The 26,682-nt window shown below is 39.2% G+C and carries 27 protein-coding genes, 5 tRNA genes and 1 rRNA gene; 6 read left to right on the forward strand and 27 right to left on the reverse strand.

The features are described from left to right. Nucleotides 1-6 precede the first annotated feature (6 nt). From atpA to T375_RS07315, 12 genes are all read right to left on the reverse strand, one after another. Nucleotides 7-1,512: a F0F1 ATP synthase subunit alpha gene (gene atpA / locus T375_RS07260; protein WP_044936700.1), complete on the reverse strand. Its 1,506-nt coding sequence runs from the start codon at nt 1,510-1,512 to the stop codon at nt 7-9. Next, nucleotides 1,509-2,075, reverse strand: coding sequence for an ATP synthase F1 subunit delta (gene atpH, locus T375_RS07265; RefSeq protein WP_044936702.1), 567 nt, complete (start codon nt 2,073-2,075; stop codon nt 1,509-1,511). The genes atpA and atpH overlap by 4 nt, the downstream gene beginning before the upstream one ends. Beyond that, a complete protein-coding gene (atpF, locus tag T375_RS07270; protein ID WP_044936705.1) occupies nt 2,063-2,578 on the reverse strand; it encodes a F0F1 ATP synthase subunit B in 516 nt (171 codons plus the stop codon). Before atpF ends, atpH begins: the two co-directional genes overlap by 13 nt. Nucleotides 2,579-2,618: 40 nt before the next feature. After that, complete coding sequence (atpE, locus tag T375_RS07275; protein ID WP_033152623.1) at nt 2,619-2,876, reverse strand: ATP synthase F0 subunit C; 258 nt, start codon at nt 2,874-2,876, stop codon at nt 2,619-2,621. A gap of 47 nt (nt 2,877-2,923) precedes the next feature. Then, nucleotides 2,924-3,652 (reverse strand): F0F1 ATP synthase subunit A, encoded by a 729-nt coding sequence (atpB, locus tag T375_RS07280; protein WP_044936707.1) that lies wholly within the window; start codon nt 3,650-3,652, stop codon nt 2,924-2,926. Then, nucleotides 3,649-4,095 (reverse strand): hypothetical protein, encoded by a 447-nt coding sequence (locus tag T375_RS07285; RefSeq protein WP_177175634.1) that lies wholly within the window; start codon nt 4,093-4,095, stop codon nt 3,649-3,651. Before T375_RS07285 ends, atpB begins: the two co-directional genes overlap by 4 nt. Further along, on the reverse strand, nt 4,088-4,390 hold the full coding sequence (locus T375_RS07290; protein ID WP_033152619.1) for an AtpZ/AtpI family protein: 303 nt from the start codon (nt 4,388-4,390) through the stop codon (nt 4,088-4,090). Before T375_RS07290 ends, T375_RS07285 begins: the two co-directional genes overlap by 8 nt. Nucleotides 4,391-4,422: 32 nt before the next feature. Further along, nucleotides 4,423-4,908, reverse strand: a complete 486-nt coding sequence (locus T375_RS07295) for a deoxycytidylate deaminase (protein ID WP_044936711.1) — start codon at nt 4,906-4,908, stop codon at nt 4,423-4,425. A gap of 44 nt (nt 4,909-4,952) precedes the next feature. Further along, nucleotides 4,953-5,405, reverse strand: coding sequence for an arsenate reductase/protein-tyrosine-phosphatase family protein (locus T375_RS07300; RefSeq protein ID WP_044936714.1), 453 nt, complete (start codon nt 5,403-5,405; stop codon nt 4,953-4,955). Between the two features lie 29 nt (nt 5,406-5,434). Beyond that, on the reverse strand, nt 5,435-6,496 hold the full coding sequence (locus tag T375_RS07305; protein WP_044936716.1) for an L-threonylcarbamoyladenylate synthase: 1,062 nt from the start codon (nt 6,494-6,496) through the stop codon (nt 5,435-5,437). 86 nt (nt 6,497-6,582) lie between these two features. Continuing rightward, complete coding sequence (locus tag T375_RS07310; RefSeq protein ID WP_049960338.1) at nt 6,583-8,325, reverse strand: glycosyl hydrolase family 18 protein; 1,743 nt, start codon at nt 8,323-8,325, stop codon at nt 6,583-6,585. A 214-nt stretch (nt 8,326-8,539) separates the two neighbouring features. Further along, nucleotides 8,540-8,710: a DUF362 domain-containing protein gene (locus tag T375_RS07315; RefSeq protein ID WP_028234217.1), complete on the reverse strand. Its 171-nt coding sequence runs from the start codon at nt 8,708-8,710 to the stop codon at nt 8,540-8,542. A gap of 330 nt (nt 8,711-9,040) precedes the next feature. Between T375_RS07315 and T375_RS07320 the strand changes: the two genes are divergently transcribed. Next, nucleotides 9,041-9,247, forward strand: a complete 207-nt coding sequence (locus T375_RS07320; RefSeq protein ID WP_015550586.1) for a DUF1858 domain-containing protein — start codon at nt 9,041-9,043, stop codon at nt 9,245-9,247. A 42-nt stretch (nt 9,248-9,289) separates the two neighbouring features. Here T375_RS07320 and T375_RS07325 read toward each other — a convergent pair whose 3' ends face one another. After that, entirely contained in the window at nt 9,290-10,036 is a 747-nt protein-coding gene (locus T375_RS07325) for an adaptor protein MecA (protein ID WP_044936720.1), read from the reverse strand. Between the two features lie 244 nt (nt 10,037-10,280). Between T375_RS07325 and T375_RS07330 the strand changes: the two genes are divergently transcribed. Both T375_RS07330 and T375_RS07335 read left to right on the forward strand, forming a co-directional pair. Beyond that, entirely contained in the window at nt 10,281-11,576 is a 1,296-nt protein-coding gene (locus T375_RS07330) for a serine/threonine protein kinase (protein WP_044936722.1), read from the forward strand. Continuing rightward, entirely contained in the window at nt 11,554-12,183 is a 630-nt protein-coding gene (locus tag T375_RS07335) for a hypothetical protein (protein ID WP_044936725.1), read from the forward strand. The genes T375_RS07330 and T375_RS07335 overlap by 23 nt, the downstream gene beginning before the upstream one ends. 152 nt (nt 12,184-12,335) lie before the next feature. On the opposite strand, the gene dnaB is transcribed toward T375_RS07335, so the two are convergent. The 3 genes from dnaB to T375_RS07350 are packed head-to-tail and all read right to left on the reverse strand — an operon-like array spanning nt 12,336 to nt 16,205. Then, entirely contained in the window at nt 12,336-13,688 is a 1,353-nt protein-coding gene (gene dnaB, locus T375_RS07340) for a replicative DNA helicase (RefSeq protein WP_044936727.1), read from the reverse strand. A gap of 16 nt (nt 13,689-13,704) precedes the next feature. After that, entirely contained in the window at nt 13,705-14,151 is a 447-nt protein-coding gene (gene rplI, locus T375_RS07345; RefSeq protein ID WP_033152605.1) for a 50S ribosomal protein L9, read from the reverse strand. Further along, complete coding sequence (locus T375_RS07350; protein WP_044936731.1) at nt 14,148-16,205, reverse strand: GGDEF domain-containing protein; 2,058 nt, start codon at nt 16,203-16,205, stop codon at nt 14,148-14,150. The genes rplI and T375_RS07350 overlap by 4 nt, the downstream gene beginning before the upstream one ends. Nucleotides 16,206-16,499: 294 nt before the next feature. On the opposite strand from T375_RS07350, the gene T375_RS07355 reads away from it, so the two are divergent. Together T375_RS07355 and T375_RS07360 are read left to right on the forward strand one after the other, a co-directional pair. Further along, a complete protein-coding gene (locus T375_RS07355; protein ID WP_044936733.1) occupies nt 16,500-17,606 on the forward strand; it encodes an ABC transporter ATP-binding protein in 1,107 nt (368 codons plus the stop codon). A gap of 45 nt (nt 17,607-17,651) precedes the next feature. Next, nucleotides 17,652-18,566 carry a PucR family transcriptional regulator gene (locus T375_RS07360; RefSeq protein WP_090394894.1) on the forward strand — a complete coding sequence of 305 codons (915 nt, stop codon included), beginning with the start codon at nt 17,652-17,654 and terminating at the stop codon, nt 18,564-18,566. A gap of 143 nt (nt 18,567-18,709) precedes the next feature. Here T375_RS07360 and T375_RS07365 read toward each other — a convergent pair whose 3' ends face one another. From T375_RS07365 to T375_RS07380, 4 genes are all read right to left on the reverse strand, one after another. Next, nucleotides 18,710-19,648 carry a transketolase family protein gene (locus tag T375_RS07365; protein ID WP_044936737.1) on the reverse strand — a complete coding sequence of 313 codons (939 nt, stop codon included), beginning with the start codon at nt 19,646-19,648 and terminating at the stop codon, nt 18,710-18,712. Beyond that, nucleotides 19,648-20,475, reverse strand: coding sequence for a transketolase (locus T375_RS07370; RefSeq protein ID WP_033152596.1), 828 nt, complete (start codon nt 20,473-20,475; stop codon nt 19,648-19,650). The genes T375_RS07365 and T375_RS07370 overlap by 1 nt, the downstream gene beginning before the upstream one ends. Before the next feature lie 36 nt (nt 20,476-20,511). Further along, nucleotides 20,512-21,939 carry an ATP-binding protein gene (locus T375_RS07375; RefSeq protein ID WP_044936740.1) on the reverse strand — a complete coding sequence of 476 codons (1,428 nt, stop codon included), beginning with the start codon at nt 21,937-21,939 and terminating at the stop codon, nt 20,512-20,514. A gap of 249 nt (nt 21,940-22,188) precedes the next feature. Further along, nucleotides 22,189-23,622 carry a radical SAM/SPASM domain-containing protein gene (locus T375_RS07380; RefSeq protein WP_044936742.1) on the reverse strand — a complete coding sequence of 478 codons (1,434 nt, stop codon included), beginning with the start codon at nt 23,620-23,622 and terminating at the stop codon, nt 22,189-22,191. Nucleotides 23,623-23,894: 272 nt separating this feature from the next. On the opposite strand from T375_RS07380, the gene T375_RS07385 reads away from it, so the two are divergent. Further along, nucleotides 23,895-24,893: a zinc dependent phospholipase C family protein gene (locus T375_RS07385; RefSeq protein WP_049960339.1), complete on the forward strand. Its 999-nt coding sequence runs from the start codon at nt 23,895-23,897 to the stop codon at nt 24,891-24,893. Here T375_RS07385 and T375_RS07390 read toward each other — a convergent pair. The 7 genes from T375_RS07390 to T375_RS07420 all read right to left on the reverse strand — a co-directional run. Beyond that, a complete protein-coding gene (locus tag T375_RS07390; RefSeq protein WP_044936743.1) occupies nt 24,890-25,822 on the reverse strand; it encodes a D-2-hydroxyacid dehydrogenase in 933 nt (310 codons plus the stop codon). The two genes, T375_RS07385 and T375_RS07390, sit on opposite strands and share 4 nt — an antisense overlap. A gap of 64 nt (nt 25,823-25,886) precedes the next feature. Further along, a tRNA-Phe gene (locus T375_RS07395) sits at nt 25,887-25,959 on the reverse strand. Nucleotides 25,960-25,965: 6 nt separating this feature from the next. Then, nucleotides 25,966-26,039, reverse strand: a tRNA-Met gene (locus tag T375_RS07400). 13 nt (nt 26,040-26,052) lie between these two features. Continuing rightward, nucleotides 26,053-26,134, reverse strand: a tRNA-Tyr gene (locus T375_RS07405). Nucleotides 26,135-26,155: 21 nt separating this feature from the next. Further along, nucleotides 26,156-26,228 (reverse strand) — tRNA-Val (locus T375_RS07410). Between the two features lie 12 nt (nt 26,229-26,240). Beyond that, a tRNA-Asp gene (locus T375_RS07415) sits at nt 26,241-26,314 on the reverse strand. Between the two features lie 61 nt (nt 26,315-26,375). Beyond that, nucleotides 26,376-26,682: ribosomal RNA gene (locus T375_RS07420) — 23S ribosomal RNA — on the reverse strand; the annotation flags it as partial.

Below are 26,682 nucleotides of genomic sequence, written 5' to 3' on the forward strand. Positions count from 1 at the left end.
CCCTCCTTACTTGTAGCTCTTTTTACACTCCTCAATAGCAGCGATAAGCTTCTTCTCCATGTCATCCTCGAGAACCTTAGTTGTCTTAATAGCCTCTGGAATCTCTGGATACTTTGTATCAACAAGATCAAATAAAGCTTTTTCAAACGCCTGAATATCTGCTGTAGGAATATCAAGAAGATATTTCTTTGTAGCAGCGTAGATAATCATAATCTGATACTCTACTGGCATTGGTGCGTACTGTGGTTGCTTAAGCATTTCCTTGATACGCTCACCTTGTGCAAGCTTCTCAGCTGTATCTGCATCAAGCTCTGAACCGAACTGTGCGAAAGCTGCAAGCTCTCGATACTGAGCAAGCTCTACACGGATAGGAGCTGCGATTTTCTTCATAGCCTTAATCTGAGCAGAACCACCTACACGGGATACTGAAAGACCTGCGTTTACGGCTGGTCTGAAACCTGCGTTGAAAGCTTCTGTCTCAAGATAAATCTGACCATCAGTAATTGAGATAACGTTTGTAGGGATGTATGCAGATACATCGCCTGCCTGTGTCTCAATGATAGGAAGTGCGGTAAGTGATCCTCCGCCCAGTTTGTCTGAAAGTCTAGCAGCACGCTCAAGAAGTCTTGAGTGTAAGTAGAATACATCACCTGGGTAAGCCTCACGTCCTGGTGGACGACGGAGAAGTAATGAAAGTGTACGGTATGCAGTAGCATGCTTACTTAAATCATCATAGATAATAAGTACATCCTCACCGTTTTCCATCCACTCTTCACCGATGGCACATCCTGAATATGGAGCGATGTACTGAAGTGGAGCAAGCTCTGAAGCTGTAGCAGCAACAACTGTTGTCCATGCCATAGCACCATATTCCTCTAAAGTCTTAACAAGGGCTGCAACTGTTGATGCCTTCTGGCCAATTGCAACGTAAATACATTTTACGCCCTGTCCCTTCTGATTGATAATTGTATCAATAGCGATAGCAGTTTTACCTGTCTGTCTATCACCGATAATAAGCTCACGCTGTCCACGTCCGATTGGAATCATGGAATCGATGGCTTTAATACCTGTCTGCAATGGTGTATCTACGGATTTACGAGAGATAACGCCTGAAGCAACACGCTCGATTGGACGGAACTTTGTAGTATCAATAGGTCCCTTTCCATCGATAGGCTGTCCAAGTGCATTAACTACACGTCCAAGCATTGCATTTCCAACTGGAACCTCAACAACACGACCAGTAGTCTTAACTGTATCGCCTTCATTGATGTTCTTGTCGTTACCTAAGAGTACGCAACCAACATTGTCTTCCTCAAGGTTTAATACCATGCCGTATACTTCGCCAGGGAACTCTAAAAGTTCGCCCTGCATAGCATTCTGTAATCCGTGAATACGTGCAATTCCATCAGCAACCTGAATGACAGTTCCAACGTCTGACACGTCAAGCTGCGCAGCATAGCGTTTCATCTGCTCTTTAATAACCGAGCTAATCTCTTCTGGTTTTAAATTCATGGAGCGCATTCACCTACTTTCAATTGAATATTTGATAACTCGTGAGTTAATTTACTAATCTGAGTCTTGATTGAACTATCAATGACTCTATCTTTAATGCGAATTACCATACCCCCGATTAATTCAGGGTCTACCTTGTATGTCATGACAAATGAAGCATAATCGGTAGTTTGAAGTAAACGCTTCTCGACATCATTTTTCTGTGCTTCTGTCAATTCCATAGGAGTTGAAACTGTTGCCTTACCAATTTTCTTGTAATCGAATACTCGATCAATGAAATAGTTAAGAACTGTCTCAATATCCTTTGAATGGTCCTTCTCTTCAAGCATTCTTAAGAGTCCTACCATTTCATCACTGACTCTGCCTTTGAAAACCTCGTCGATGATTTGAAGCTTTTCTTCTTTATTAATTTTTGGATGATTCATCATCTGAGAAAAGCCGTCGTTTGATTTAACAACATCAATGACTCCTTCAGCTTCCTTCAGGAAATCATCGATTTTCCCTGATTCCACAGCTAGCTCAAACAATGCATCACCATATACGTTTGAGACTAATTTAGCCATGTTCCTTCACCCATTTCCTTAAGTGTTTGCTCTACTAAGGAATTCTGAATTGTTGTGTCGATGTTAGCAGCTACAACCTTCTGTGCCATCAATGCGGCAACGGAAATCATTTCCTGCTTAACCTCGTCTGCAACCTTCTTCTTCTCGAGCTCAGCCTCCTCATTTGCTCTTGCAATGATTGCTGCAGCTTCTTCCTTAGCGTCGCTTACAATCTTGGTTTCACTCTTTAAGGCTTTTTGTCTTGCTTCTGCTAAAATTTCATCACGCTCTTTGCTGATGTTCTTTAGCTTTGCTTCGTACTCTGCCTTTAGCTTTTCTGCCTCTTCCTTTTCTTTCTTTGCATCTGCAATGTCCCTTGCAATGCCATCTTTTCTATCCTGCAGAAGCTTTCTTGCTGGATTGAAAAGCTTGTTAGACATTATAAGGAATAGGAAGAACATTGCTATGGCTAAAAGCACTACATCATTTACTAACTGAAAGTCTAAATCAAATAGTCTTTCCAACTTTTAGCCCTCCTTCTTAAAAATTTTCTTCCTAGTTTCCTTAGCCTACTAATGGCTGTACAAAGAGTAACAGAAGGGCAATTACAAGTCCGTAAAGACCAGTTGTCTCGGCAACGGCCTGACCAAGTAACATAGTAGACATAATCTGTCCCTGTGCTCCTGGGTTACGTCCAACGGCTGCTGCACCATGACCAGCTGCAATACCCTGTCCAATACCAGGACCAATACCAGCGATAACTGCTAAGCCGGCACCGATTGCTGAACAAGCTTTAATTAAATCTTCTCCTGTAATGTTCATAAATGTTTTCCTCCTAATATAGTAAACTTTTTGTTTTCAGTCCCTTTTTAAGAATCACCGTAAGACTGAGCTATGTATGTCATTGTCAACATACAGAATACATAGGTCTGGATTGCACCTGAGAAAATATCGAAATATACATGCAATGCTGCAGGCCATATCAAGGCGAACTTTCCTAGCAATCCATATACAAGACCCATAATGATTGTTCCTGAAAGAACGTTTGCAAATAAACGTAGTGACATTGAAATAGGCACCGCAATATCAGATATTACGTTGATTGGCATCCAGATAGGTAGCCATGGTGGCAATGGAGAACACTTGTCAATCCAAATGTCCTTCGCGCTCTGGTGCCTTACCTTTACTACATGAATGCAAACAAAGGTAATTAATGCAAGGGCCAATGTTGTGCCGTAATCGGCTGTTGGTGGTCTTAAGCCAACCAAACCGGATAAGTTAGATACCAAAATGAAACAGAATATGGTACAAATCCAGTTTGCAAACACTGGTGCGTGCTTACCCATACTTCCTTCCACCATCTTATCTAAGAGTCCTACTATCAACTCCAAGATACTCTGGAAGGTATCAGGAACTTCAGTGGCATGCTTCAGCTTACGGTTGGCAATAAGAGAAAATATAACCAACGCAAGCCACACGATAAGGATGCAGACATGGGAAGTTGTGATCCAAACTTCATGACCAAAGACTTCGTATTTGAACAAGCCTTTTATCATGTCCACAGTATCGCTTGAGGCCAGCAAAATTCCTTCTGTCACACTTTCACCTCCTTTGTATTAAGTTCTTCATCATTACCCTCGGATATATTGGAACTAGTTTTTCCGAGTCTTTTTATTAGCAAAGGCTGCGCATATGCACTTACCTTAAGCCCTAAAATACCGATGAGAGCTGTAAACATGTTGCCAAGTTTAAAGACCATCATCAAAATCATCACTGCGCATACGATTAAGTATCGCATCACAGATTTGAAGGAAAGATATTTTTCATGCCCCTTTCCTATGCGAACTGATTCTTCGATAATCATTGCTATGTGGATTGCCATAAATGTGGCACATCCAACTCCTATTAGAAGTCCGCTGGTGTATCTGACTTTATCAGTTACAAACCAAACCCCAATCAGTTCAATTAAAACACCGTATATAAGTATTCCTAAAACCAAGCCAGGTAGAGCTTGATTTAGTCTTTTCATCCAATTAATCATGCTTTTCCTCTGACTGATTTTTTGCCTCTTCTTCCAGACGTCTTGCCCGCTGCCCTGGGGATTCCTCGTTCTTTAAATACCCTTTAACTGAACGATATGCCCCGTTAAATGCAGCAACTATGCCTATCAGAATTCCTCCGATGATATACATGTCGCTGTGAGAACTGGTCACCTTCGATAAAACAATTCCCACCGCCATACATAAGAAAATCGGCACTATTACATTTATTCCAAATTGAAGTACCATTACTAGCGAATTGGCCACTTCACGATTTGTCTTCTTCTTGTCCCTCAATGTAAGCTCCTATTTGCTCGATTTACAATTGGTTAAAGTGTAAATGAAATCTCTCTACCAGTATGCTTGTACTGATAGAACTCTACTCCAGCAGCTCTAAGCATGCGCTTTGATGCTATAACTGATGGTGTGTTTTCGTATTTATCACTGTCGTAGATAACAGTTTTTATGCCTGACTGAATAATAGCCTTTGCACATTCGTTACATGGAAATAGTGACACGTACAGCTTTGAACCTTCCAGTGAACCACCTCGGTAGTTCAGGATAGCGTTCAATTCGCTGTGTGTTGTATAGAAATATTTATTTTCCAGAGGGTCCCCTACTCTTGCCCAAGGGAACTCATCATCTGAACATCCATTTGGAAAACCATTGTAGCCCATTGATAAAATCTTATTGTCCTGGCTAACAATACAAGCTCCAACCTGTGTATTTGGGTCCTTAGATCTCATACCCGATAATACTGCAACGCCCATAAAGTACTCATCCCAGCTAATATAATCAAGTCTCTTATCACTCATGGTCTATTCCTCCAATACGTATATAATTCTTGCCTTATTTATATTTATGCCTCAATAACCCTCATTAACTTCTCAATCGAAGCCTTTAAGACTTCGTAGCACAAACCATAGGTCTGTACTGAGCCACCGTAGGGATCCATCACCTCAAGCTCGTCCCCAACGAGCTCGTTTAAGAGGCGTGTATTTTCCTCTGTGGCGTTTGCATATTCACTTAATATTTTTTGCCTTTGGGTCTCTTCCATTGTGATTACAAGTGTGGATTCGGAAAAATCCGTATCTAGTAACTGTTTGGAAGAGTAATCCTTCAGCGTAGTGCCATTACTGATTAAAATCGCTTCCGCCTTTTGATTCAACGGCTCCGGGAACTGAACTATAAGTCCCCTGGCCTCACAAATAATCGGCCTGCTGTGCTCAGTGGCATGGAAAATCGCCGTCGCCATGGGGGCTCTCGATGTTCCACTACCGGAAGCAAAAATCACTCTATTAATATTTTTCATTTCATATTCTCCTGACTGCCGGTTGATGCCTAAACGTCAAGTGTCTTCTGACCAGCTGCTTTCAACAATCGATTCATGATTGCCTGCCCCATATTTGGAGTAGCGAAGCTTTCAGAATATATCAAATCTACGCCCAGTTCGTCAAACTTTCGTAGAATGTCGTAAAGATTGTGAGCTATGCTGCCCTCGTCAGATCTGTCCCCTATTACAAGAATCTGACCATCGCTATATCTATCCGCAGTTTCTGATGTAGCGATAATGCCAACCTTTGAACCAGCCTCAATTGCTGCTTTTGTAAGCTCATTGATTTTGGCTACGACTTTATCCTCATCACCGGAAATGATAGTCAAATCACCCTTAGGTGCATAATGCTTATATCTCATTCCTGGTGCTTTTGGCTTTGCTCCACTGGTGGTGCCTTTGTCGTTGTAGACAATTCCTGGATCGATTCTGACCTCTCCAACCACCTCTTTCAGCATTTCCATATTGATGTATCCTGGCCTAAGGATTGTAACAACATCCTCTGTCAAATCTACGATGGTAGACTCCAATCCGATATCTACAGCACCTCCATCCAAGATGGCGTCTATCTTTCCTGATAAATCCTCGTATACGTGACTAGCCTTTGTAGGGCTTGGTCGACCTGATGTGTTGGCACTAGGCGCTGCAATCATACATCCACTTTCCTCAATAAGTGCTAAGGCGATTGGATTGTTTGGCATTCTTACTGCCACCGTATCAAGACCACCTGTTGTCTCGTATGGGATAACCTCGTTTTTGTTGACCACCATTGTAAGTGGTCCTGGCCAAAATGCATCTGCCAGCTTTTTAGCGTTCTCTGGCAAATCCTTTGAAATTTCTTGTAACTGTGAGAACCTAGCAATATGTACAATTAAAGGGTTGTCCGATGGACGACCCTTTGCTGCGTATATCTTACGCGAGGCCTCCTTATCTTTGGCGTCTCCGCCTAATCCATAAACTGTCTCTGTCGGAAAGGCCACAAGCCCTCCCTTTCTAAGTATCTCAGAAGCCTCACTGATATATTCCATATTGATTGGCTCTGCAGAAACATCCATAATCCTAGTAATCATACTCAAAATTATATCACTTTTCCATTAGAACTCAATCTTTTTGAACTGTTACAAAGCCCATAAAACCATGATTTTTTTGTGTTCTCTTATAGGTACTTTGCAATAATATTCCATACTCCTGTGCTATCAAAGCCTTTCTTCCAGAAGGCTCCTCCAGCCAGATTGTATTTATCCATTACCTTTAACTTTTCTTCGATGGAAGTTTCATCCTCCACCCAAATCTTGTAAGTTGTGCTTCCATCAGCATATTCTGCGTAGTACTGACCATACTCATCTGACCATGCTGCAGACACACCGTTTGTCTTAAGATATGACTGAATTGCATCCATTCCGTAAGCTGTGCTATCAACAGAACCATCCTCTGCCACTTCCCAAACTCTACAATAGAATGGCATACCGAGGATTACCTGCTCAGCTGGTACATCATTAAGTGTGTCAGCCACACCCTGATCTACCCAATTAATTGATGCAACAGACCCTGCTTCTTCGCTTCCGCCGTAGTGCTCATCGTAACCCATGATGATTACATAATCCGCATACTTAGCCTGTTCTGCTCGATTATAAATCTCAGATGAAGCAGTAGGTACATAATTGTCTACTGAAAGAATGATATCGTTCTTTTCACATTTAATAGAAAGCTCCTTGATGAACTGAATATATCCATCTGCTGCATCTCCTGAGAGCTGCTCGATATCAATATTGATTCCATCAAGACCGTATGTAATAGCCTGCGCAATAAGATTATTAACTAATGCGTCTCTTGATGATGTAGTGTTTAAAACTGTTGTTGTATCAACATCTGCATCCTCAAGATTGCTCACAAGGCCCCATACCTGTACATTATTTGCATGACATGTACTTACATATGAAGAGCTTGCAATTGAAGCAATTCCGCCTTTGTTATCATTCAAATAAAACCAGGTTGGTGACATAACATCAACACCTGTTGAGCTTGCAAGAACTGTGGCAATATCTCCATTCGCTGACTGGTTTGTAACCTGATGCCAAAGCAATGAAATATCCTGTCCTGCAGAAATATGGTTGTATGTACGCTCAGGCAACTCTGCAACAACTGTCTCAGTACTCTTAAAGGAAATAGCACTATTCTTGATGTAACCCATTACACCATTTTCTGAAACAACAAAGCTCCACTTACCTGTATCACGAACAACGTAAATAGATTCGCCCTTTGTGACATCCTCAAGGACTGGGCTCTTTGGACCATTAAGCTTTCTAATCTGAGTCTTACGCTTTGCTGTATACAAATCTGTAGATGAACCTACAGTCTGGACAACAACTCTATCAGGCTCTGAATAATAGTTCAGCTTAAAGTCAGTAAGAAGCTTAAGATAATCCTCCGCAATATAAACTGTATCATCCTGCGCCAATACTACTGGCAAGCCAAGACTATTATTGCTCTTATCTATTGAATAATCTGCGCTACCAACTGTTGCTGTATAAACCTCAGAATCAGTAGCATATCTCAGAGTAATCTCTGATGAATCGTAAACATATCCATCATCCAGATAATCCTTTACAAATCCAAGCTCCAAATAAACATTGCCATCATTTACTATGGCATAACCATGCTCCTCAAGCTCAGAACTGATATACTCTCCATCCAAAACGACCGCTGCTTCGTTTTCATGGAAAACCTGGAAGTAATCCGCCAAATCCATATGCTCTTTGGTAGGCGTATACTTCTTAATCGCATATATTCCTACAATCAGCACCGCAAGAGCTATAATTCCTGCCGCAATGTAAATATAACCCCTCGGAATCCTAAATCTTTTCTTTCTCTTTCGTCTATGTCTATACGTATTGCTCATAAGCATCTCCCTCGTATCTATATTCCCTCAAAGTATAACAAACCATCCCGCCAAATTCCACCTTTATGTGGCCCCGCTCCCCTGCACTGCACCTCTGCCCAGGCCCCTCCCAACTTAATAAATTGTAATACCCGCCCCTAGTGTACAGGGAGCAGACACAAAAAAAGAGCACCGCGAATGCGATGCTCTTTAACCGGTTTTCTTGATTAAGCTATTAGCCCTGAGCGATTGCTCCTGTTGGGCAAACACCTGCACATGTACCACACTCAACGCAAGCGTCAGCGTCGATGTTGAACTGTGAATCTCCCTGTGAGATAGCTCCTACTGGGCACTCAGGCTCGCATGTACCACATGATACGCATGAATCAGAAATAACGTATGCCATAGTTAAAATCCTCCTTAAATATCTTAATTGATAAAAATTAATCAATTTCATTTGATGTCTCATATATTACACCTAAATTGTGTCTAAATCAAGGACAAAATTGTTTTTTTATGAATCCCTTTAAAATCAAGGCTTACCATGGTTATATTAATCTAACTCCTGTTGATTCTGGCTAACAGTTGTTTTAATTGTGTACACAAATCAGTTTCACACTAACTTCAAATTGAGCACAATGTAATTGTATATAATTCACAACATTAGAATAATGGTTTGCGAAAAGAAAAAAAGCATGTTATTATCAATTGAAATGTTAAGAAAGGAGAAGTCAAAATGGCAAGAGTTTCTAAAGCAACTATGATCGGTGAGCTTCTTCAGATTGATGCTGATGTAGCTCCTATCTTACTTAATATCGGCATGCACTGCCTCGGATGCCCATCTTCACAGATGGAGACTATCGAGGAGGCAGCTATGGTACACGGTATCGATGCTGATGATCTCGTTGAAGAGATCAATACATTCCTTGATTCAAAGGCTTAAGACGCAAATAAAAAAAGAGCTTCGCTATGCGAAGCTCTTTTTTTATATCATTGCTAATTTCTGTACCGCATCACCGTTGACAAGTACTTCATAGTGCTCAGCCATGTATTGGTCTGTACCAACTACATAATTCTGCTGATCACTGTATTCTGATAAGATGTTGCATACTTTATTGTATGTTTCAGCTGTATCATCTGATTTACTAACTACTAAATAGTATTTGTTATCAAATGGACTCTTATAGAGAGAATTTTTTCCCTTGTAAAAGCTACCAAGTATTCCAGAAAGTCGGATTACATCATCCATGTTGTCGAAAACAAACATCTTTGTGATGTCCACTGGCAAACCATTTTTTGCTGCCTTTTCTGGTGAAGCTGTTATAGCTTCCTGTGCCTTTTCAATAAGACTGTTGAATATGTTAAGTATGTCGTCTGCTGCTGCCTCATTAAATGGCTTTGCTGGTGCATCGATGATTTCGTCATCATCATCGTAGTCATCGTCATCCTCTGAAAATCTTGAGAAACGAGTATCAAGCTCGTCAGGATTTTCTACCTTTGTCACAAGAAGGACAATGGATTCTGATGAAAGTGGTATAGCTTCTATCATAAGTGGAATATCTTCCGCTTCAAAACCGTACTGGTAGGAAGCCTGTTCCATAAGTTCTCTAAATAATTCTCTGGCCTTTGCAGAACCATAAGCTAATTCTGAGAGCTTAATGTGTCGGCTTATTAAATCTTCTCTAGACAGAGTGCATCTGATCTGGTTTTCGTTGATTCTTTCAATCTTCATAAAAATCACCTCCCGATCGATATAAGATGCGCTACTATTAGCATTTTTCTTATATGGATTATATATATATTATATCGGAAAGTAAAGCAAAGATACCATATAAAAGGTGATAAAAGTATTAAATTTTTCTTAAGTGGTTTGTTATAAAAAGAAAATATATTTCAAATTTATGCTTGCAATATAATTTATTCTGTGTTATAAACTTGTCTGCGAGATGCCTTTCCGAAAGGAAGGAGCTGATAGATTGATACCAAAAGGTATTGAAGACAAGTACGAAGTCATTCGTATACTGCAAGAAACAGCAGCTACCGCAGTATTACTTGTCAATTATAAGTCGATAGGAGCATTAAGAATTCTTAAAGCCATTCACAAGGCGAGTCCTAATGCACACAGCATCCTATCCGAAGCACATCTTTTACAAGGGATTAAATCATCCCGAATACCCACCATTTTTAGTGTAGAAGATACAAATGATATGTACTACCTAGTTGAGGAATTTATTGAAGGAATTTCCCTCAGGGAGTATCTGTTACAAACTAAGTTATCTAAAGAAGAGCTATATAGATTGGCCATTGAAGTATGCCATATCTTTGAAGCGTTGCATTCTGCAGAGCCGGAGCCTGTGCTTTACAGGGATTTAAAGCCAGAGCATCTTATTTTGCAGGGTGATAAACTACGCCTTATTGACTTTGGTATTGCTATTAATAAGTCTCAGTCGGCTACGGCTATGCCCTTAGGCACAAAAAATTGGGCCGCACCTGAACAGTTAAAAGGCCAAAAGCTTGATGAGCGTTGTGATATATACAGCGTTGGAAAGATAATTGAGTTTTTGCAGATTAATAGTTATGCAAAAGATGATTTCAGGTTGAAAAAACTAGTAGATAAAGCCACTGCTGCAAATCCATCTGATAGGCACAATTCTATCAGTGAATTAAAGTCACAGTTGCTAAAACTACAGGGAGTTAGAGCTAATGAAAATACGGAATCAGGCATTCTCGATAGGAAAATAGCCGTGATTGGAGCCGATTGTGGAGTCGGAACCACTCATATCGCTATTAATCTATGTCGCTATCTTAATAGCAAACATATAGAAACATACTACAAAGATTTTGAAAAAAACACTGTTCATCATCTTTGGGAACATTTCAAAGACAGCCACGTTAGGTCAGGTGTTTTATACCACAAAAACTTTAGAGGCATTCTAAATTATGGGGATGCCATAGAAAGTTACACACCTCCAAAAGGTCTTTATGTCCTGGACTGTGGTACTAATGACAAATACATTTCAGATGCTCAAATTATATTTTATATAGTAAGTGCATCTCCTTGGAAAACTATACATTATCCATATTGGATCAAGGATAAAACTGTTTATGTTATTTCTAATTTTTCTAACAAACTTTTTTCCTTGAAACTTGCAAAGGATTTACATAAAAAAGTTTTCATGTATCCATTAAATAAGTGGTCTTTGCATATATCTAAGGATGAAGATAGGTTTTTTTCTATGGTTCTGAAGAATGAAAAGGATTTTACTGTTTAAACACTGGCTTAATAAGTCAACAAAAAATAAATTCGAAAAAAATAAAAAGATATCTGTTACAGCGGTTTCTCATAAGCTTGGTGTCACTCACTTGTGCCTTTGTTTAGCAAATTTTTTAAGCTCCGGGCTTAAAAAGCCGGTTCTTTATATTGAAATTTCTGATGATAGCCAACTATTGGGATTTGTTGGAGAACATCAAATAAAATATAAAGACATCACTTGCTACAAATATATGGATGTTGTTTACGCTTTGGGATGTAACACATCTGTTGCCAGCTATCTCATTAACGAATGGGATGGATATGTGATTGTGGATTTTGACAAGCTTACTCCAGAAAACGCTTCTATTTACAACCAGTGTGATAAGCAATTTTTGATAGGTTCTATTATGCCTTGGTGTAAACGTGATGTTTACAGATTTATAAATAATATGGAAGGAGTAGTAGATATGAAAAATATTGGGTTTTTAACCAAATCAAATGAAGTTAATGATAAAGCGTTATTTAATATAAAGAAATATGATTCTATTCAAGGCCTCCCTATCATAAACAATCCTTTTCGTTTAAAAGAATCAGACTTTGAGGCATTGTTTCAATTAATAGAGTAGCTGCGGGGAATTAGTTATGCGAGTATTACTCTGATAAAGGACTCCAGTATCGTCAAATTGAAGTTCTTCAAGAAAAAGACAAATAAAAATGAATTAAAAATTGAAAATATATTAGAGTACAAAAATAGAGGGCGAAATATCGCCCTCTTATTTTATTCATCATGGTTTGCATACTGGCTTCTGTCGCGGTTTGCGAATCTTGTGTATTCTGGGAGCCATGTAAGCTCGATAGTTCCGATAGGACCGTTACGTTGTTTAGCAACGATGATTTCTGAAACATTTTTTAATTCTGTATCGTGGTTATAGTAATCATCACGGTAAATGAACATAACCACGTCGGCATCCTGCTCGATGGCTCCGGATTCACGCAAATCCGACATCATAGGTCTGTGGTCAGGACGCTGCTCAACCGCACGGGAAAGCTGTGATAGTGCTATAACAGGTACGTTTAGCTCACGGGCAAGTCCCTTTAGTGAACGTGAAATATCTGAAATTTCCTGCTGTCTACTTTCTGATTTACCGTTACCAGACATCAACTGTAAGTAGTCGATGATAATAATAGACAAGCCAAATTCCATTTTGAATTTTCTACATTTGCTTCGAAGCTCACCAATTGAAATACCTGGTGTATCATCAATAATAAGCTTTGAGTTACCGATTTTACCAGCACCTTCGATGAGGTTTTCCCAATCTGCCTCCTGAAGATTACCTGTTCTAAGCTTTTGCGCATCTACTCTTGACTCCAGAGCAAAAAGACGGTTAACTAATTGCTCCTTTGACATTTCCAGTGAGAATATTGCTGCACAAAGATGCTCGTGAATAGTGATGTGCTGTGCCAAGTTAAGAACGAAGGCTGTTTTACCCATTGAAGGACGGGCCGCAATAAGGATAAGATCCGAAGGCTGAAGTCCAGCAGTCTGTCTATCCAAATCGATGAATCCTGTTGGGATACCTGTAACTACACCCTTCTGCTTTGAAGCCTGTTCAATCTTTGCGATTGCATTCATAACAACCTGACGGATTGGAACATAATCTGTGTTTCCTCTGTTCTGAACCAATGAGAAAATATCTCTTTCAGTCTGGTTCAAAATAGTATCAACATCATCAGTGCCTTCAAAGCACATGTTCTCGATTTTCTGATTTACTTTAATTACATTTCTAAGTACTGCCTTATCTTTTACGATATTAGCGTAGCTTTTAGCATTGACTGTGGTTGGTACTCCAAGTACAAGCTCCTGGATAAATTCCAACGAAGCAAATTCCGGTGGAACCCCCTTTTCTTTAAGCTTATTTTGAAGAGTAACCTCATCAACAGGCTCGCCAGCATTAAAAAGTTCTACGATTGCTTCAAAAAGCATTCCGTACTGCTGATGATAAAAATCGTCTTTGATGAGGATTTCTGAACACTCAACAATTACATCTCTATCAACAATCATTGAACCGATTACTGACTGCTCCGCCTCCAAAGAGTTGGGCATTTGTCTGCGAATTACATCTTCCATTATGTATTCTTTCCTTTATTTATTGTTCTGAAACATGTACACGAAGTGTTGCTGTTACCTTTGGATGAAGCTTTACCTTTACCTCGTATGTGCCAAGGGCTCTGATTGGATCATCAAGAACAATTTTCTTTTTGTCGATTTCCTTGCCGTACTGCTTCTTTGCAGCCTCAGCGATTTCTTTTGTTGAAACAGATCCGAAGGTTCTTCCGCCCTCACCTGTTTTAATCTTTGTTTCTACTTTCCACTCTGCAATTTCTTTTTCAAATGCAAGTGCTGCCTCATAGTTTTCCTGAGCGACTTTTTCATCGTGTTTATTCTGAAGCTTAAGGTCATTAAGTGCTGCGTTTGTTGCCTCTACTCCAAGCTTTTTCTTGAAGAGCATATTTCTTGCGTAGCCTTCGCTAACCTCTACAACCTCGCCTTTTTTACCAAGTGACTTAACGTCTGAAAGAAGTATTACTTTCATAGCCTAATTTCTCCTTCTTCTAGCATTTTATCTATTGTTGCTTCAAGGTCCTCTCGAACCTCATCAAGTGTACGATTTTGAATCTGGGCTCCTGCAATATTTACATGTCCACCACCACCCAGACGGGCCATAATACTTTGTACATCGATTTCATCGATTGAACGAGAACTGATGTAAATCTTGTCCATATATTTTGTCAAAACAAATGACGCTTTAATACCTACGATATTAAGAAGCTCGTTAGCTGCCTGAGCACCAACTACTGTTGGGCTTTCAAGATTTCCATCTGGCTCGCATTCTGCGATGGCAAATGCATCTCTGTATACTGCTGCATTTCTAACGATTTCTGCGCGCGCCTTGTATGTCTCCATGTTTTCACGAAGCATCTTTCTAACTCTAGTAACCTCTGCTCCATTTCTACGGAGGAAGGCAGCTGCCTCAAATGTACGAACACCAGTCTTTGTCATAAAGTTGTTTGTATCAATCAAGATACCTGCATAAATACAATCAGCCTCAGTAGGGTTGATATTGATTTTCTCTGCGAAATACTGAAGTACCTCAGCTATCATCTCACTTGCAGATGATGCATATGGCTCGATGTAAGAGAGAATTGGATTTTCAATAATCTCCTCCACCTGTCTGTGGTGATCAATTACAACGATGTTTTTATTTTTATATAGAAGTCCTGGACATTCTACATAGCTTGGTCTGTTGGTATCAACAACCATAATAAGGGTGTTTTCATTGCAAAGATTGAGTGCCTGCTCACTTGTGATGAACATGTCGTCTGGGTACTCGCCCTTTTCTGTAAAGCTCTCAACTACTGGACGCATAGAGCTTGTGATTGTATCAATAACGATATTTACAGGCTTTCCAATTTCTCGACCTGCACAGAACACACCAACTGATGCTCCTAAGCAGTCTGCATCAGAAAGATTGTGTCCCATAACGATGATTCTTTCTCTTGTTTCCATGAGCTCGCGAAGGGCCTGCGCCTTAACTCTGGCCTTAACACGAGTTGAACGCTCCACTTCCTTACCATGAGTACCATAATAAGAAACGTCCTGTCCATTCTTAACAACTACCTGGCATCCGCCACGGGCAAGTGCAAGATCGATAGCAACATGCGCATACTGTGCCTTTTGATTGTAGTTGTCGCTTCCAAGTCCGATACCAATACTTACTGTGATATCTTTATCATTTCCCATCTTAATTCCAGTAATATCTTCCACGATAGAGAATTTGTCATCCTCGAAGTTCTTGAGATATTTGTGCTGGAACATAATGAGGTATTTATCTTTTTCAAGACGGCTGACTATTGCATCAGCTTCGCCAAAGTATTTGTTAATCTTTCTATCAAGAAGTGCTAAAAGCATTGAGCGCTTTGCATTCTCTACCTGATCAAATACTTCATCGTAATTGTCTACATAAAGAAGGGCCATTACCATGCCCTGGTCATTAATCTTTGCTTTTGTAGCTTGAATATCTGTCTCATCAAACAAGATGATAGCAACCAAACCATCTGTAACCTCGTCCATGTTGGCTACAAGATTGCTGCCCTGAAGAGGCTCGGTCATATCAAGTCGCTGAAGACATGCTAAATACTTTCTTTCATTATATTCAATATGAATATCGAAGTTGTCGTCCTTAGCATGGTCGATTCCTTCACGTGTGATTTCTGAGAAGATGCTTGTGATTGATTTATTGTAAGTTTTGTTTTTATCTACAAGCTGACAAAACTCCTCATTCATCCACATGATTCTTCCAGTAGAATCTAGCAATACATATGGCAATCTAAAGTTCTTTAAAAGCTCCTTCTGGACTGTTCCATAATGAACTGCATATTCAATTATAGTGTTTTTAAAGGATTTAAGATTAGCCTTGTAATATGCAAAGCAGGCTACACCATAAACTAGAACAAAGATAAGTGTTATGCCGGCTGCCTTTGGATTTACAAAGCTTAGAATGATACAACCTATTAAAAAAATAATAAGCATGTACAGAGGGAATCTCAGATATCTTTTCAGACGATTCCTATACTTTAATGCTTCCATAATATTCTCCCGATTAGTCAATTCTCTACTATCATCAGATAGTTACCTCAATTCTACCTTTGGCATGTATTATATCATATCACATCCAGTTTTATATAATTTATTATCCAAGTATGGAATATGTGCTCAATTCATACAGGGCCATTTTGTATATATTTCACAGCCCGTTGTTAAAATAACGAAACGTTTTTGTATTTTTTGGTTATTCTAACATTGTTCACAGTTTCACCATTTTTTATAATTTTAGATAGTTCAGGGGGGAACCCTAATTTTTCAAAGAGAGGATATTTTATTATGGCAGACATTTCATTAAAAAACATTAATAAGGTTTATCCAAATGGCTTCCAGGCTGTTAAGGATTTCAACCTTGAGATTAAGGATCAGGAATTCATCATTTTCGTAGGACCTTCTGGTTGTGGTAAGTCTACAACTCTTCGTATGATTGCAGGTCTTGAGGAAATTTCTTCAGGTGAGCTTCTCATCGACGGAAAGCTTATGAACGACGTAGAGCCAAAGGACAGAGATATCGCAATGGTATTCCAGAACTACGCTCTTTATCCACATATGACAGTTTACGATAACATGGCATTTGGTCTTAAGCTTCGTAAGGTACCAAAGGACGAAATCGATAAGAAGGTACGTGAGGCTGCTAAGATCCTTGACCTTGAGAAGCTTCTTGACAGAAAGCCAAAGGCTCTTTCAGGTGGTCAGAGACAGCGTGTTGCTATGGGTCGTGCAATCGTTCGTAACCCTAAGGTATTCCTTATGGATGAGCCTCTTTCAAACCTTGATGCAAAGCTTCGTGTTCAGATGAGAACAGAGATTTCTAAGCTTCATGATTCACTCGGAGCTACAATGATTTACGTTACACATGATCAGACAGAGGCTATGACACTTGGTACAAGAATCGTAGTTATGAAGGACGGTGTTGTTCAGCAGATCGATACACCTGCAAACCTTTACCAGAAGCCATGCAACCTCTTCGTTGCTGGATTCATCGGTTCACCACAGATGAACTTCCTCAATGGTACACTTAACGCTGATTGCACAGCTATCCAGGTTAACGGTGCTACAATCCAGATTCCACCAGCAAAGACAAAGGCTCTTTCAGAGAAGAACTACGGTGGTAAGGAAGTAATTCTTGGTATCCGTCCAGAGGATATTCATGATTCTCAGATTTACGTTGATACACAGTCTTCTTCAGTTATCGAAGCTAAGATTTCTGTATACGAGCTCCTTGGTGCAGAGGTTTACTTATACTTCGATTATGCTGGAACTCAGGTTACAGCAAGAGTTGACCCTCGTACAACAGCTAGAGGTGGCGACACTGTTAAGTTTGCTCTTGATATGGAGAAGGCTCACTTCTTCGATAAGGACACAGAGCTTACAATTGCTAACTAATCAATTGATTAGTCCAATTTAATGATTTAAAATGGAGGTATCTTTTTGAAAGGTACCTCTTTTTTTATGAATTTCGATGATAAAAAGGAAAAATTACTAGAACAGTTATCAAAGGCTACAGGCATTAATTTTCAAATCACTGATTCAGAATTATCAGATGAGGAAACCGTTAATAAATTAAAAGAAATGGTTGTCCGCTTTAATGTGCTGGACTCCAAGAGCTCTTTTTATAGGGCCTATTTAACCAGAGAGCTTTCCTACTCTGATGCAGCCGCTTACATTCATCGCTTTCATATTGATGAAAACGCCATCCGTATGCTTTTCTATTTGGAAAGTCAGGTTGATTATCCAAAGGAAGCCGTGTCGTTGTTGAAGAGTTTGTTGCCTGATTCCCAGGATGCTTTGGTTCAAATAGATTCAAAGCACATTGCGATAATCGTCCACTTTGATACTGTTCCATCTGACGAGGATATCCTTCAGTACTGTAATGAGTTCTTAGATATGTTAGAGTCAGAAGCATTTTTGAGTTTTAAGGTTTCTTACGATTTGCCTATAAGCAAATTCACTGAGTTACCTAATTCTTATAAAGATATTGTTTTGGCTATGCATATTGGAAATATATTCAGAAGCTCTGACCACGTATATTCATACAGCACCATGGGATTGGGCCGATTGCTTTACAATATTCCTGAAGAAGAAGTTGAAACATATCTAAACAATCATATAAATATCGACATTTTAGCGCAGCTTGACGTGGAAACTTTAAACCTTTTAGAGGCATTTTTTGATAATGATTTGTCACTTGCCGAGACTTCCCGCAAAATGTTTATTCATCGAAACACCTTGATATATCGTCTAGATAAGTTTGCCGATCTAACAGGATATGACGTGAGAAAATTCAGTGATGCAATTACGGTGAAGCTGTCACTGATGCTCTACAACTACATTCGCAGTAGATAAATAACAAAAAGCTAGTATGTTACGACTACAAGCCTGAAGTTACTCCGTTCAATAACACATTTCACTTGAGTAACCTCAGAGCTTGCTGTCTACATACTAGCTTATTTTATATGCATCGCACCATTTTTGATTACGATATGTAATTATACAAATGCTTTAATCTGCTTGTAAATACCTTCAGCGTCGAGCTCATACTTAGCAAGAAGTTTTACAGCTGGGCCTGACTCACCGAATGTATCCTTTACGCCGATGCGAAGCATCTTTGTAGGGCACTTCTCTGAAAGAACTTCTGCAACAGCTCCACCAAGACCACCGATAACTGAATGCTCTTCTACTGTAACAACCTTGCCAGTCTTAGATGCGCTCTTTACGATAAGATCAGCATCGATAGGCTTGATTGTGTGGATATTGATAACCTCAGCATCAATTCCGTCTTCTGCAAGCTTCTTTGCAGCTTCAAGTGATTCATTAACCTCAAGACCTGTAGCAATAATTGTAAGGTCCTTGCCCTCTTTAAGAACAACACCCTTACCAATTTCAAACTTATAATCTGGTCTGTCGTTGATTACAGGTACTGCAAGACGTCCAAAACGAAGGTAAACTGGACCATCCATCTTGTAAGCAGCCTCTACAGCAGCCTTTGCTTCAACATCATCAGAAGGATTGATGATAGTCATGCCTGGGATTGTACGCATAAGAGCGATATCCTCGTTACACTGATGTGAAGCGCCATCCTCACCTACTGAAATACCAGCGTGAGTTGCACCAATCTTTACATTGAGGTGTGGGTAACCAACTGAGTTACGTACCTGCTCGAAAGCACGTCCTGCTGCAAACATTGCAAATGATGAGCAGAATGGAACCTTTCCTGTGCTAGCAAGACCTGCTGCAATACCAACCATGTTTGACTCTGCAATACCACAGTCAATATGGCGCTCAGGAAATGCCTTCTTAAAAATACCTGTCTTTGTAGCCTCTGCAAGGTCAGCATCAAGAACTACTAAATTGTCATATTTCTCACCTAAAGCAACGAGAGCGTTACCGTAGCTCTCACGAGTTGCGATTTTCTTAACATCTGCCATTACTCTTCACCTGCTTTCTTTAATTCTTCCATAGCGATAGCATACTCCTCGTCGTTAGGAGCTTTTCCGTGCCATCCTACCTGGTTCTCCATAAATGAAACACCCTTGCCCTTTACTGTCTTCATAATGATTGCAGTAGGCTGTCCTTTTGTTTCTCTTGCTTCTTTGAAAGCAGCGCGAAGCTGATCAAAATCATTTCCATCTGCAACTTCTACTACGTGGAAGTTGAATGCTCTGAATTTGTCTGGGATTGGATATGGGCTGTTTACGTCCTCGATACGTCCATCAATCTGAAGACCGTTGTTATCTACGATTACGCAAAGGTTATCAAGCTTCTTTGCAGCTGCGAACATAGCAGCTTCCCATACCTGACCTTCCTGGATTTCACCATCTCCAAGAAGTGTATAAACTCTATAAGATTCATTAGAGAGTTTTGCTGAAAGAGCCATACCTGTTGCTACAGAAATTCCCTGGCCAAGTGAACCTGATGATGCATCAATACCTGGTGTATGCTGCACACATGGATGTCCCTGTAAGTGACTTCCAATGCTACGAAGGCCCTTTAAATCCTCAACTGGGAAGAAGCCTCTCTGCGCAAGTGTAGCATAAAGACCTGGTGCTGTGTGTCCCTTTGAAAGCACGAATCTATCTCTGTCTGCCTTCTTTGGATTCTTTGGATCGATATTCATCTCCTCAAAGTAGAGATATGTAAATACCTCTGTTGCTGAAAGAGATCCGCCTGGATGTCCAGCTTTTGCAGCATGAACACCTTCAATGATTCCCTTGCGGACTTCAATAGCAGTTTTTACTAGCTCTTGATTTGTCATTTTTCTCCTCCTAAAATCATTGGGTAAAACCTATAATTATCTCATTTCATCCAACGTAATCAACATAATGTTTTTGATTGCTGATGAAATGGTGATAGCATTTTCATGGAAGCCTGCATTAGAAAATACCAGATAAAATGCATCTCCCTGTCTGTGAAGCTGCTTTGTTTTTTCAATTAATGACTTTAATTGAGCAACTTCTATTGGCTCATGGATATAATAGCACTGGGCAAAAATCGTAGCTGACTTGCCATCACATTTTCCAAGTGATACCAAATCAAATCCGTCTGTGGTTCCTGCTTCATCGTCATTAACCCACCAGTTTCCAATCTCTTCGATTGTAAATGGAAGAAGGTTATTATCGCTTCTATCTCGTAAGTATTCAGCACATATTTTGATGAATACTTCCTTCATATAGTCATCAATATCTGCTTTGATTGTGTCCCAAAGCTCATCAACCTGACCTGAAATATATAAATTGTAATTTGCCACAATGTGCTTGTACCAGAATAATGTGCTGGTATTTACTATCGAATAACGAGTTTTCTTTCTATTTGTAATCTCAGTAATTGCAGTATCTTTTGTACAAACGCCAATCGACATTAGTGAGTTCAAGTAAGGAACCACAACATCCTTTGGCTTTTCAACCTCTGCCGAAATCTGATTTACTCTATTTAATCCCTTGGCAAGTGTCGCAAGCATATAGTTGTAATATGATAGCTCACGAAGCTCAGTAGCCATAACCTGCTCCGGATTCAAACCTAGATTGCAATTCTTATCCAAAAACAGCTTGTACGCCACTTCTTTTATTTTATCTTCACCATGTATTGGACTGATGCCGTACATATCGTACCCATCTATTCCAAGTAGTGCTGCTGTGCGTACCAGGTTGTATGGAATACCGCCTGTAATGCCATATAAAAATGCAGCTTCCTTCGGACTAGCATCTGCAAAAAACTCGCAAGAGTCATAAAATCCTAATGGCTGAACTACCAAATCAAGTGTTATATCGTTTTTCCATAGGGCCTTTTTACCCTTTATGTATTTATCAACTAGCATAAACGCATCGGAACATAGAATGAGCTTAACTGGTAATTTCTTCCATTCTCCGACGATATATTCATGAAGTTTTTTATCAAAATCTGGATCTGACTTAACAATATGAGGGTATTGATCAATGATGATAAGCTGCTTAGATTTTGCAGCTCTCTTAGAAATTTCTTGGCAAAATGCCTCCCCATCAAGAACAGTTGACGAGCCTATAGTTTTGCTAATCTGCTCAAACTTATGCTTAGCAGTAGTCTCGTAAGCCTCGAAAAAAATGGCCTCTTTATCCTTTGCAAACTCTCTTAATAGAGCTGTCTTGCCAACCCCCAATTGGCCAGAAACAACTGCAACGGATGCTTCTTCTCCCTCATAAAATCCATTTAGTTTTTCAATTTCTGATTTGCGTCCTTTAAACATAACACCTCTCCTTTACACACTAACTAGCGTGCAAATCCATGGTATCACGTTTCAACTATGGATGCAATATTCTGAAAATATTAAGATTTAATTTTTATTATTCTAAACTATTTTAGAATAATCTTTAATAACCTTTCTTTACTTTAGCATTATCTCTTATTTTTATCAACTATGCATTCTCTTTTTTTACCTTATAATGGCTAAAAAAAGACCTGACAGCTGTTCTCTGTCAGGTCTAAAGCATCTTTATTAATTTACTTTATATGCATATCCCTTTTCTTCTGCATTTGCATAATTAATATATCCTTTTTGTCTGTATGGATGCTCTTCCCAAAGCTTATCTGCTGTTGGCTTCCAGTTTGCTGCATATTCTGCGCACTTCTCACATAAATGCTCAACAGGCTCTTCCTGCTCAACATCTGTAGAATGAGCTCCTGAACGCTTAACCATCTCTTGAAGAAGTTCTGGATTTTCAAGCATAGGACAAGGTCTAAGCATATTATCATTAAATGGCTGTCCTTTTCTGTACTCCATGAATAATGGCTGCTGGAGACACTCTATAAGAGATTTTTCACGAATATTTGCACCAGAATAATGTATAAATACGCATGGCTCTACATCGCCCTTTGGATTAATATGGCAATAGTTTCTACCACCAGCGATGCATCCACCAACAAACTCTCCATCGTTCTGGAAGTCCATAACATAAATTTCTTTACCACCTTCACGGCCACGAATTTCACGAAGTCTATGATAAATGTACTCTCTTTGTTCTGGAGAAGGCATTAATTCTGGAGAAGCCTTCATTCCAACTGGCATAAGATGGAAATACCAAGCAAATCTTGAGCCATGTTCAATCAGTAAATCAAAGAATTCATCGGAAGTTACTGAATCCATATTCTTTGATGTATAGCAAACTGAATTACCGAAAATTAATCCATTTTCATGGAGTAAATCCATAGCATGAATTACCTTTGCGAATACACCTTCACCACGGCGGAAATCATTTGCATCTTCAAAGCCCTCGAGAGAAATTGAAAGTGATAAATTTCCTACTCTCTTCATTTCATCACAGAATGCCTGATCTACAAGTGTTCCATTTGTGTAGCTATGGAATGCACAATCGTTATGCTTTTCGCAAAGCTTGATAATATCAGCCTTTCTAACAAGTGGTTCGCCACCAGTTAACATATAGAAGTAAATTCCAAGTTCCTTACCTTGGGTGACAATGCTGTCTAATTCTTCAAATGTTAAATTAAGTTTATGACCATACTCAGCTGCCCAACATCCTGTGCAACGAAGATTGCAGGCACTTGTTGGATCCATGAGAATCAGCCATGGTATATTACAACCAAATTTTTCTCTATTCTCCCTAATCATCTTGGTACCTTTAAATGCAGCCTGGTATCCAAGATTTAATGCTGTCATTTTTGCAACATGTGGATCTGTTTCAGTTAATAATCGTGTAACATAGTTCATCCACTTAGAGTCTTCTTGATTAATGAGATCTCTAGCTCCTGCAAAAGCAGCTGTACGGAATCCTTTACTACTTCCACCCATCATTTTCTCTGTCATATCAACAATCTTTAATAGGCTTTTCTGTGGATTCTTTTTTACATTCTTCAGAACTTCATCTATAGCCGCACTAAATGCAGCTCTTTCAACATTATCTTTTACTCCCATTTTAGTTCCTCCGTTTCATTTAACCTAACTTTAGTATAGATTCCACAAATTTTTATGCTATATACAAAGTTTTTTCTTTGTTTTTTGACTTATACAATTTTTTTCATATGTATAGCTATGCTATATAATCTTATTTCACAGTATTTTAGCAATATGTACCACTATATATGGTATTATGGATTTATACCAAGTTATTGCATTTATTGTTCCTTTATCATAAAGGTATTCTAGCTTGGTAAATTCGGGGTAAATTTTTTGTATTGGGAGAATATATGCCAGGTTTTATTACTCATTTAACTTTCGGGGAACAATGTATATCATTCATCGAATCTGACGATACTAAGAATCTGATTGAAAAACATCAGACATGTTTTGGATTGGGCCTTCAAGGACCTGATATCTTTTTCTATCATATCCCTGCATATGTCTTTTATAAGAAGAATATTGGAAATGTAATGCATAGAGAACGGGTTATGCTTTTTTTTGATTACCTTTTTGACGCAAGAAATAGCTTTGATGATGCTCACGATAGACGTATTTGTGATGCTTATATAATGGGATTTATGGGTCATTATTCCTTAGATGTGATTTGCCATCCTTATGTCTACTTTAAAAGTGATCATTTTAATAATCTGAAGAAAAGTGGAATATATGATTTTGGAAGACATGTTTCTCTAGAAACTGATATAGATCATTTGGTCCTAGATCATTTTAAGCATGTACTCCCTAGTCAATTTGATTATGCTAGAACTGTATCACCTTCGGACAACGAGAAACGAGTTATTACAGAATTGCTTTTTATAAGCATAAATCGAGCTTTTCCAGAATATCACGTACGATATGGAACTATAAAAAATGCTATAAAATCATTTATAAAACTGAATCGATTAATGAATGATCCATCAGGAAAAAAGAAAAAACGCATTCAAAGAATAGAGCACCTATTCTTTAAATGCGATGTTATTTCGTCTATGATTCCTAGTGATACTATTATTAAATACAATGATCCCTGTAATTCATTTAATGCAAATTGGCATAATCCTTGGAATAATTCAATTAATAGAAACGAAAGTATTTTTGAGTTATTCAATGAAGCTATGCCTGAATTCATAGAACGAATAAACCTTTATATGAAATCCTGCGGTAATACTTCATTCTTTGATTCCGATATCGATACTGTCACTGAAACAAATATGTATCTTCATTATAGAAACAAATTATTAGTAAGTCTCAGTGACAATAGTTATCTATCAGGTTTACCTCTTGATTAATTAAAGTAATCCTTTACCTGATTGTAAATAATCTTCATCAAACGCTGTCTTGCTTCTACAGCTGCCCATGCAATATGTGGTGTAATGATAAGCTTGTTGCTGTCTTTTATATTGCGTAATGAGTTTTCTGGAGACATAGGCTCAACATCAAGTACATCTAAGCCAGCTCCAGCTATTTGTCCACTCTCAAGTGCGTCCGCAAGGTCTTTTTCCACAACGATTGGACCTCTACCAACATTTATGAGAATGGCACTATTTTTCATCTTTTCAAATGCATTCTTATCCATTAAGTGTAAGGTGTTTTCATCAAGTGGTGCGTGGATAGAGATAACATCTGATGTGGATAACAAAGTGTCAAAATCGACTTCTTTGTAGATATCGCTGTGATTCTTTCCACTAGTAGAATAGTAAACTACATTCGCGCCAAGGCAAGTTGCTATTTCTGCCACTCTTTTTCCAATAGCACCTAATCCAATAATGCCCCATGTCTTATTAGCTATTTCGTTAAAATGCATCTCAAAATGTGTAAATAACTTATCATTTACATACTTTTCGCTTTTTACATAATCATCGTAATAACTTAAATGCTCGTATAAGTTTAATAATAATGCCAAAGTATGCTGCGCTACTGCTTCTGTAGAATACCCTGCAACATTTCTCCATTCTATATTTCTCTTAGCTAAATAGTCTTTATCAAGATTATTAGTTCCCGTAGCTGTAACACATACAAGCTTAAGATTATTAGCCTTGCCAATTGTATTTTCATTGATTGGTACTTTATTTATGATAACCACATCGGCATCTACGGTTCTTTCAGCTGCCTCTTCTGGGGTAGAATAATCATATATAACAACTTCCCCAAATTCATTAAAACAACTTAAATCTATATCTTCACCTATAGATTTTCTGTCTAAGAATACTATTTTCATATTGCCTCCTATAAATACAAAAAAACCTTCAAGCATTATATCTTGAAGGTTTATAAAAAACAAGTGCCCAGAGTCGGAATCGAACCAACGACACGAGGATTTTCAGTCCTCTGCTCTACCAACTGAGCTATCTGGGCACGTAGTTGCGGGAGATGGATTTGAACCACCGACCTCCGGGTTATGAGCCCGGCGAGCTTCCAGACTGCTCCATCCCGCGATATTAAAAAAGATGGGCGGTGGTGGATTCGAACCACCGAAGCAATTTGCAGCAGATTTACAGTCTGTCCCCTTTGGCCACTCGGGAAACCGCCCATAGTAAAATATTTAATTAAGTGGGACCTACAGGGCTCGAACCTGTGACCCCCTGCTTGTAAGGCAGATGCTCTCCCAGCTGAGCTAAGATCCCACATTATTAAAACGACCCCAGAGGGACTTGAACCCTCGACCTCCGCCGTGACAGGGCGGCGCTCTAACCAACTGAGCCATGAGGCCATTTAAGGTTATAACAACCTCAAAACTTCACACAGTATTCCGATACTACATATCTTCTTTTTAGAATAAACCTTCGATCTATTAGTATTCATCAGCTGAATGCGTTACCGCACTTACACCTTGAACCTATCTACCTTATCGTCTATAAGGGATCTTATTTCCTTAAAGGAATGGGATATCTCATCTTGAGGGGGGCTTCACGCTTAGATGCCTTCAGCGTTTATCCCGTCCAGACTTGGCTACTCAGCTATGCCGTTGGTCGACAGCTGATACACCAGTGGTCCGTCCACCCCGGTCCTCTCGTACTAGGGGCAGCTCCTCTCAAATATCCTACGCCCGCGCCGGATAGGGACCGAACTGTCTCACGA

Origin of the sequence: Pseudobutyrivibrio sp. LB2011 (assembly GCF_000701765.1) — a bacterium.
GTDB lineage: Bacteria > Bacillota > Clostridia > Lachnospirales > Lachnospiraceae > Pseudobutyrivibrio > Pseudobutyrivibrio ruminis.